The sequence below is a fragment of the Streptomyces sp. NBRC 110611 genome (assembly GCF_001590865.1).
GTDB lineage: Bacteria > Actinomycetota > Actinomycetes > Streptomycetales > Streptomycetaceae > Streptomyces.
On the sequence record NZ_BBUY01000009.1, the window covers coordinates 120,452 to 128,172 of the forward strand.

A 7,721-nucleotide genomic window follows, 5' to 3' on the forward strand; every position below is an offset into this window, starting at 1 on the left:
CGTAATCCGCATTCGATGAAAGGGAAACCCGTGGCACAGAAGGTTCAGGTTCTTCTTGTCGACGACCTCGACGGCGGCGAGGCGGACGAGACGGTGACGTTCGCGCTCGACGGTAAGTCCTACGAGATCGACCTGTCGGACGCCAACGCCGACAAGCTGCGTGAGTCGCTTGCGGAGTTCGTGAAGGCGGGCCGCAAGACGGGTGGCCGTTCCGGCGGCCGCGGCAAGGCCCGTGCGTCTTCCGCGGGAAGCCAGGACACCGCGAAGATCCGCGCCTGGGCGAAGGAGAACGGCTACAGCGTCAATGACCGCGGCCGCGTCCCCGCCGACATTCGCGAGGCATTCGAGAAGGCCAACGGCTGATCGCCGCACCCGCGGTCCGATTGGCCATTACGAGCACTCCGGCCATTACGAGCACGCACCAACCGGGCACGGTGGCACTCCGTCGCCGCCGTGCTCACAAGACGTACGAGGTCGGGGACGCCTTCGTGGTCCCCGGTACCTGCCCCGATCCCCGTGGTGGGCAGGGAATTCCGCGCCTCGTACCCGGGTCGGGGAGGTCGCACCCATTCCGCGGCCTCCCGCAGGCCGAATCCGCCGGGCGCACACTCCGGCGGAGCACCGGCGGGGAATGCCGGCGCGGGCATCCGGTCTCCGGCCCCACGGGCGGTGAGATCCGGCGTCAGAGGGCCCCACTCCAGCCATTCCAGGATTCCCGGAAGTTCCTCGGCACCGCCGGCCGCGATGAACACGAGCAGTTTCGGCCGATCACCGGGCTGATTCCCGTCGCGTCCGGCTCGCAGCAGGGCCGCCGGGCCGGTGTGCGGCCAGCGCCGCAGTACGGCGCGCCCGGCGTCGTACGGCATCTCCAGGGCATCGAAGCGCAGCCCCGTCAGCAGTTCCACCGGCACCGCATCGGTGGTCGGCCAGCCCAGCTCGTCCTCGTACCACCGGCGGACGGCGGCGAGCGGGCTGCGGGGGTGCGGAAAGGGCGCGCGGGCCATGCCCGGTGCAACTCCGCACCCTCCCGGAAGTTACGCTGGGTAGAATTCCGGAAACCGTGCGTGCTCTTGCTGGGGTGTGGCGGAGCATTCGGCGGCGCGAGGGTGTTCGCCCGTAGCGGATGGAAGCGGCCCGCGCCGCATGGAGTGTCAGTGGCAGCGGGTAAGACAGTCTCAGTGGAAAGAGACGATGTGACCGGCGCACACGGCGCCGCGGCACCGGCGATGGCGGGATGCCGACGGTGTGTCGGGGAGGGGCGCGTTCGCCACGGGCGTAGTGGCGGACGGCGTATATCCCTGGCCTGCGGGAACATCGTCTCGCACCATCGAGTTGGAGCAGATGTCAGCTGTTCGGCAGTACATTTCCCCGCCGGAGCGGGGGTGATCCGGACGGGTGTCGGCAGTTGGAATGAGCTGTCCCGCCCTGCGGGACTAGCATGCGGAAGGACAGGGAGGGGACCGACCCCTAACTGCCTGACCGCTCTGAGGAGCGATTAACGATGTTCGAGAGGTTCACCGACCGTGCGCGGCGGGTTGTCGTCCTGGCTCAGGAAGAAGCCCGGATGCTCAACCACAACTACATCGGCACCGAGCACATCCTCCTGGGCCTGATCCACGAGGGTGAGGGTGTCGCCGCTAAGGCCCTGGAGAGCCTCGGGATTTCGCTCGAGGCGGTCCGCCAGCAGGTGGAGGAGATCATCGGCCAGGGCCAGCAGGCCCCGTCCGGCCACATCCCCTTCACCCCGCGTGCCAAGAAGGTCCTGGAGCTGTCGCTCCGCGAGGCCCTCCAGCTCGGCCACAACTACATCGGCACCGAGCACATCCTGCTCGGCCTGATCCGCGAGGGCGAGGGCGTCGCCGCCCAGGTCCTGGTGAAGCTGGGCGCCGATCTCAACCGGGTGCGGCAGCAGGTCATCCAGCTGCTCTCCGGCTACCAGGGCAAGGAAGCCGCCACCGCCGGCGGCCCCGCCGAGGGCACGCCCTCGACCTCCCTCGTCCTGGACCAGTTCGGCCGCAACCTCACCCAGGCGGCCCGCGAATCCAAGCTCGACCCGGTCATCGGGCGCGAGAAGGAGATCGAGCGGGTCATGCAGGTGCTCTCGCGCCGTACGAAGAACAACCCGGTCCTCATCGGCGAGCCCGGCGTCGGCAAGACGGCGGTCGTCGAGGGCCTGGCCCAGGCCATCGTCAAGGGCGAGGTGCCCGAGACCCTCAAGGACAAGCACCTCTACACCCTCGACCTCGGCGCCCTGGTCGCCGGCTCCCGCTACCGCGGTGACTTCGAGGAGCGCCTGAAGAAGGTCCTCAAGGAGATCCGCACCCGCGGCGACATCATCCTGTTCATCGACGAGCTCCACACCCTCGTGGGCGCGGGCGCCGCCGAGGGCGCCATCGACGCCGCCAGCATCCTCAAGCCCATGCTGGCCCGCGGCGAGCTGCAGACCATCGGTGCCACCACGCTCGACGAGTACCGCAAGCACCTGGAGAAGGACGCCGCCCTGGAGCGCCGCTTCCAGCCCATCCAGGTCGCCGAGCCGTCGCTGCCGCACACCATCGAGATCCTCAAGGGCCTGCGGGACCGTTACGAAGCGCACCACCGCGTCTCCATCACGGACTCCGCGCTGGTCGCGGCGGCCACCCTCGCCGACCGCTACATCTCCGACCGCTTCCTGCCGGACAAGGCCATCGACCTGATCGACGAGGCCGGCTCCCGGATGCGGATCCGCCGGATGACCGCTCCGCCGGACCTGCGCGAGTTCGACGAGAAGATCGCCGATGTGCGCCGGGAGAAGGAGTCCGCGATCGACTCGCAGGACTTCGAGATGGCCGCGGGCCTGCGCGACAAGGAGAAGCAGCTCCTGGCCGCCAAGGCGAAGCGGGAGAAGGAGTGGAAGGCCGGCGACATGGACGTCGTCGCCGAGGTGGACGAGGAGCTGATCGCCGAGGTCCTGGCCACGGCCACGGGCATCCCGGTCTTCAAGCTCACCGAGGAGGAGTCCAGCCGCCTGCTCCGCATGGAGGACGAGCTCCACAAGCGCGTCATCGGCCAGAAGGACCGCCATCAAGGCGCTCTCCCAGGCCATCCGCCGCACCCGCGCCGGCCTGAAGGACCCCAAGCGTCCCGGCGGCTCGTTCATCTTCGCCGGCCCGTCCGGTGTCGGTAAGACCGAGCTGTCCAAGACGCTCGCCGAGTTCCTCTTCGGCGACGAGGACGCGCTGATCTCCCTCGACATGTCGGAGTTCAGCGAGAAGCACACGGTCTCGCGGCTCTTCGGCTCGCCCCCCGGCTACGTCGGCTACGAAGAGGGCGGCCAGCTGACGGAGAAGGTCCGCCGCAAGCCGTTCTCGGTCGTCCTCTTCGACGAGGTCGAGAAGGCCCACCCGGACATCTTCAACTCGCTGCTGCAGATCCTGGAGGACGGTCGCCTGACCGACTCCCAGGGCCGGGTCGTGGACTTCAAGAACACCGTCATCATCATGACGACCAACCTCGGCACCCGGGACATCTCCAAGGGCTTCAACCTCGGCTTCGCGGCCCAGGGCGACGTCAAGACCGGCTACGAGCGGATGAAGGCCAAGGTCAACGAGGAGCTCAAGCAGCACTTCCGCCCCGAGTTCCTCAACCGCGTCGACGACACCGTCGTCTTCCACCAGCTCACCGAGGAAGACATCATCCAGATCGTCGACCTGATGATCGCCAAGGTGGACGAGCGGCTCAAGGACCGCGACATGGGCATCGAGCTCAGCAGCGAGGCCAAGAAGCTGCTGGCCAAGCGCGGGTACGACCCGGTGCTCGGCGCCCGTCCGCTGCGCCGCACGATCCAGCGCGAGATCGAGGACGCCCTCTCGGAGAAGATCCTCTTCACCGAGCTGCGTCCGGGCCACATCGTGGTCGTCGACATCGAGGGCGAGGGCGAGTCCGCCACGTTCACGTTCCGCGGCGAGGAGAAGGCGGCCCTGCCGGACGCCCCGCCGATCGAGTCTGCCACCGGCGGCTCGGGCCCGAACCTGAGCAAGGACGCCTGACCTGAGCAAGGACGCCCGATAAGCGGCGTCTGAGCCGAGAGACGGCACAGGCAACGCGCACAGGGACTGCCCCGGAACCGTAAGAAGCGGTTCCGGGGCAGTCCCTTTTCGTCAGCCCTTTTCGTCCGCCTTTTTCGCCAGGGAGCTCTCTTCTCGCAGCGGCTTACGCCCGGGGCAATGGCATGGCCTGCCGCGCCGGGGCAGCGTGGTGACGGTCACGAATTCGGCGATTCCGAGAGTGCGGCGAACCGGATATCGGCCGGCTCCGGGTAATCCGCATCACACATTCCCCAGTGGCCCAGGTCACCCGGAAAGGGAATTGGATCTCTTCCTGCCGTGATATGACGCACAGGGATTCTGGCACTACTAGAGGGCTTAGGGGAGACGAGAGGGCGGCGACGGGGGAAGCGCGGCGGGCGCGGTGAGGGTGGCGCGGCCGGCCGGCCGGGGCATGGCCACGTTCGCGCCCTGCGGGGGAGAAACCCCTGATCAGAGGGCTGGGGCAGGCCACGAGCGGGCGTCCCCGCCCGTCCGCTCCGGGGAGGTCAACGGTGGTGGTCCCAGTGAATCCGGGCCGGATATTCCCCCGCTCGTCATACGGGGTGCGGTAGTAGAAAGGGCCTCTTGGCGAGGGGCTGGATGCGGGTTACCAAGGGATGGCGCTCCCGGACCGCAGCCGGGAAACCAATCAATTTCCCCGGAGGGTAAACCCGCATGTCGAAGTTCACCGCCATACGTAATTCCAAGAAGTCTGTTCTGCGTAACCGCGTCGCCGTGGTGGCCGCCGGTGTCGGCATGACCGCGGCGCTCGGCGCCGGTGTCGCCTCCGCCGCCGACAGCGGCACGGAAGCGGCGAAGAAGGCCAACGCCTGGGTGGTGCCGCTGGACAAGTACACCCTCGGCTCCACCTTCGGTCTCGCCGGCAACATGTGGTCGCACAGCCACAGCGGTCAGGACTTCGTCGCGCCGAGCGGCACCCCGGTCAAGGCCGTGCACGGCGGCACGGTCATCAAGGCCGGTCTGAACACCGACGGCCCCGCGTACGGCAACGCCATCGTGATCAAGCACGACAACGGCACGTACTCCCAGTACGCGCACCTGTCATCGGTGCAGGTCCAGGTCGGTCAGAACGTCTCCACCGACCAGAAGATCGGCCTGGTGGGCAGCACCGGCAACTCCACCGGCCCGCACCTGCACTTCGAGGTCCGCACCGGCCCCAACTACGGGACGGGCGTCGAGCCGACCGGATTCCTGCGGGCTCACGGCGTGTCTGTCTGACCCGTCCGAGCTGAATCCGGCCGGGCTGGCCGGCGGTTCGGCGGGTTTGCCGCCGTGACCAGTTCTGTGGCGACCTCGAGGAAAGCCTTGCGCTTCTCCTCGGGGTCGCCTTCCAGGCTTTGGGCGGCGAAGAGGTGGGCCTGCAGGGTGAACAGCGCCGTGATGCAGCGCACCTGATCCACCAGCTCCGCATCGGGCTCCTTGAGAAAACCGGAGAGGGTCAGCATCCGCTGCCGGACGCCCTCGCCGATGGTCAGCTCGCGCACCGTCGCCTGGTTCTCGTGCATGAAGCGGAAGAAGGGCCCGGCGGAGCGCAGGCACTCGCTGTACCCGCGGATCAGCGCCTGCTTCGTCTCCAGGGTGCGCGGCTGCTCCTCGGCCCAGGCGATCAGCTCGTCGATGGGCCTGGTCACGTCCTGGAACAGGCTGATGACGATGTCTTCCTTGGTCTTGAAGTGGTAATAGAGCGCCGCCTTGGTGACCTCGAGCCGCTCGGCGATCTCGCGCAGTGAGGTCTTGTCGTACCCCCGCTCGGAGAACAGCTCCAGAGCGACGTCCTGAATGCGCTGTCGGGTGTTCCCCCTGCGCGCCTGCGGTGTGCTCACGGTGCTTCTCCTGCTCGTCGGTACTGGTCGGAGGCGCGCCAGGCGCGCGCCAGAGAAACTTACTTGACGCCCGGCTAGCGGGTCACCTACCTTCTCCACCGTACTGAACTAGCCGGGCGGCAAGTAAGTGGGAGTGAGTGATGGGGACGTCGCAAGCCGCGACCCCGACGGGGGAGAGAACGACATCCGCGTCCGCGACGGCGGACGCACCGCAGCCCGAGCCCCTGCCGGGCGCGGACGGGGGCAGGCAGCCGGCGAGCGTACGCGTCGTGCTCCTCGCGCTGATGATCGCGATGCTGCTCGCCATGCTGGACAACATGATCGTCGGCACCGCGATGCCGACCATCGTCGGTGAACTCGGCGGAATGAGCCACCTGTCCTGGGTGGTCACCGCCTACACCCTGGCCACCGCGGCCTCCACGCCCATCTGGGGCAAGCTCGGCGACATGTACGGACGCAAGGGCGTCTTCCTCACCTCCATCGTGATCTTCCTGATCGGCTCGGCGCTCGCCGGCATGGCCCAGGACATGGGCCAGCTGATCGGCTTCCGCGCCGTACAGGGCCTGGGCGCGGGCGGTCTGATGGTCGGTGTCATGGCGATCATCGGCGACCTGATCCCGCCGCGGGAACGCGGCAGGTACCAGGGCATGATGGCCGGCGTCATGGCCGTCGCCATGATCGGCGGACCGCTGGTCGGCGGTACTCTCACCGACCACCTCGGCTGGCGCTGGAGCTTCTACATCAACCTGCCGCTCGGCGCGGTCGCACTCGTCATGATCACCACGGTGCTGCACCTGCCGAAGAAGCGGTCGCAGACCCGGATCGACTACGTGGGCGCCGCACTGCTCACCCTCGGCATCACGGCCCTGGTCCTGATCACCACCTGGGGCGGCACCGAGTACGACTGGCTCTCCGCCCAGATCATCGGCCTCGGCGTCGCCGGGGTGCTGGCGCTGGTGGCCTTCGTCCTGGTGGAGCGCAAGGTCAGCGAGCCGGTGCTGCCGCTGCACATCTTCCGCAACGGCAACTTCTCGCTCGTCACCCTCATCGGCTTCCTGGTCGGCTTTGTGATGTTCGGGTCGATGACGTTCCTGCCGCTGTTCCAGCAGACCGTGCAGGGCGTCTCGGCCACCAACTCGGGTCTGCTGGTGCTTCCGATGATGCTGGCGATGATGGTCGTCTCGCTGGTCGCCGGCCGGGTCACCACCCAGACCGGCAAGTACAAGATGTTCGTCGTGGGCGGCGGCGCACTGATCACCGCGGGCCTGGCGCTGCTGTCCCTGATGGACGCCGGCACCTCGCGCTTCACCTCGGGTGCCTTCATGGCGGTGCTCGGCGCCGGAATGGGCTTCCTGATGCAGACCACCATGCTGATAGCCCAGAACAGCGTCGAGATGAAGGACCTGGGTGTCGGCTCCTCGTCCGCCACCCTCTTCCGCACGATCGGCGGCTCCTTCGGCGTCGCGATCTTCGGCGCGATCTTCGCCAACCAGGTGGAGTCCACGATGGCCGAGCGGATCGGCAAGGCCGCCGAGAAGTTCACCAGCGGCGGGGCCCAGATGGACCCGAAGAGCCTGGCCAAGCTCCCGCCGATGGTCAAGGACGCCTACGCGCACGCGGTGGCCTCCGGCACCCACCAGGTCTTCCTCTGGGGCGCGGTGGTCAGCGTCATCGGCTTCGCGGCGGCGTGGTTCCTGCGGGAGGTCCCGCTCCGGGGCGCTACCCCGAAGGCCTAGCCGCCTCGGTAGGGGTGTACGTAAGTGGTCCACTGCCCGCAGACGATCGCTGACGTACACCCCCACTCGTCGTC

5 protein-coding genes and 1 pseudogene are annotated in these 7,721 nt (G+C 68.0%); 4 read left to right on the top strand and 2 right to left on the bottom strand.

Annotated features, from left to right (window positions below):
• The first annotated feature begins 30 nt into the window (after positions 1-30).
• Positions 31-363: a histone-like nucleoid-structuring protein Lsr2 gene (locus tag AZE13_RS20460; RefSeq protein ID WP_066933756.1), complete on the top strand. Its 333-nt coding sequence runs from the start codon at positions 31-33 to the stop codon at positions 361-363.
• Here the strand turns inward: AZE13_RS20460 and AZE13_RS37535 are convergent.
• Complete coding sequence (locus AZE13_RS37535) at positions 294-1,004, bottom strand: SCO3374 family protein (protein ID WP_079124188.1); 711 nt, start codon at positions 1,002-1,004, stop codon at positions 294-296. The two genes, AZE13_RS20460 and AZE13_RS37535, sit on opposite strands and share 70 nt — an antisense overlap.
• Before the next feature lie 497 nt (positions 1,005-1,501).
• On the opposite strand from AZE13_RS37535, the pseudogene AZE13_RS20465 reads away from it, so the two are divergent.
• A pseudogene (locus AZE13_RS20465) lies at positions 1,502-4,028 on the top strand (ATP-dependent Clp protease ATP-binding subunit).
• A gap of 714 nt (positions 4,029-4,742) precedes the next feature.
• Positions 4,743-5,306 (top strand): M23 family metallopeptidase, encoded by a 564-nt coding sequence (locus AZE13_RS20470; RefSeq protein WP_066933758.1) that lies wholly within the window; start codon positions 4,743-4,745, stop codon positions 5,304-5,306.
• Here the strand turns inward: AZE13_RS20470 and AZE13_RS20475 are convergent.
• Positions 5,288-5,911, bottom strand: coding sequence for a TetR/AcrR family transcriptional regulator (locus AZE13_RS20475; protein ID WP_066933761.1), 624 nt, complete (start codon positions 5,909-5,911; stop codon positions 5,288-5,290). The two genes, AZE13_RS20470 and AZE13_RS20475, sit on opposite strands and share 19 nt — an antisense overlap.
• A 140-nt stretch (positions 5,912-6,051) precedes the next feature.
• Between AZE13_RS20475 and AZE13_RS20480 the strand changes: the two genes are divergently transcribed.
• Positions 6,052-7,647 (top strand): MDR family MFS transporter, encoded by a 1,596-nt coding sequence (locus AZE13_RS20480; RefSeq protein WP_079124189.1) that lies wholly within the window; start codon positions 6,052-6,054, stop codon positions 7,645-7,647.
• Positions 7,648-7,721: the final 74 nt, after the last annotated feature.

Bases quoted from the DNA above. Each gene is read 5' to 3' on its own strand.
- AZE13_RS37535 (WP_079124188.1), bottom strand. From the start codon at position 1,004: ATGGCCCGCGCGCCCTTTCCGCACCCCCGCAGCCCGCTCGCCGCCGTC.
- AZE13_RS20470 (WP_066933758.1), top strand. From the start codon at position 4,743: ATGTCGAAGTTCACCGCCATACGTAATTCCAAGAAGTCTGTTCTGCGT.
- AZE13_RS20480 (WP_079124189.1), top strand. From the start codon at position 6,052: ATGGGGACGTCGCAAGCCGCGACCCCGACGGGGGAGAGAACGACATCC.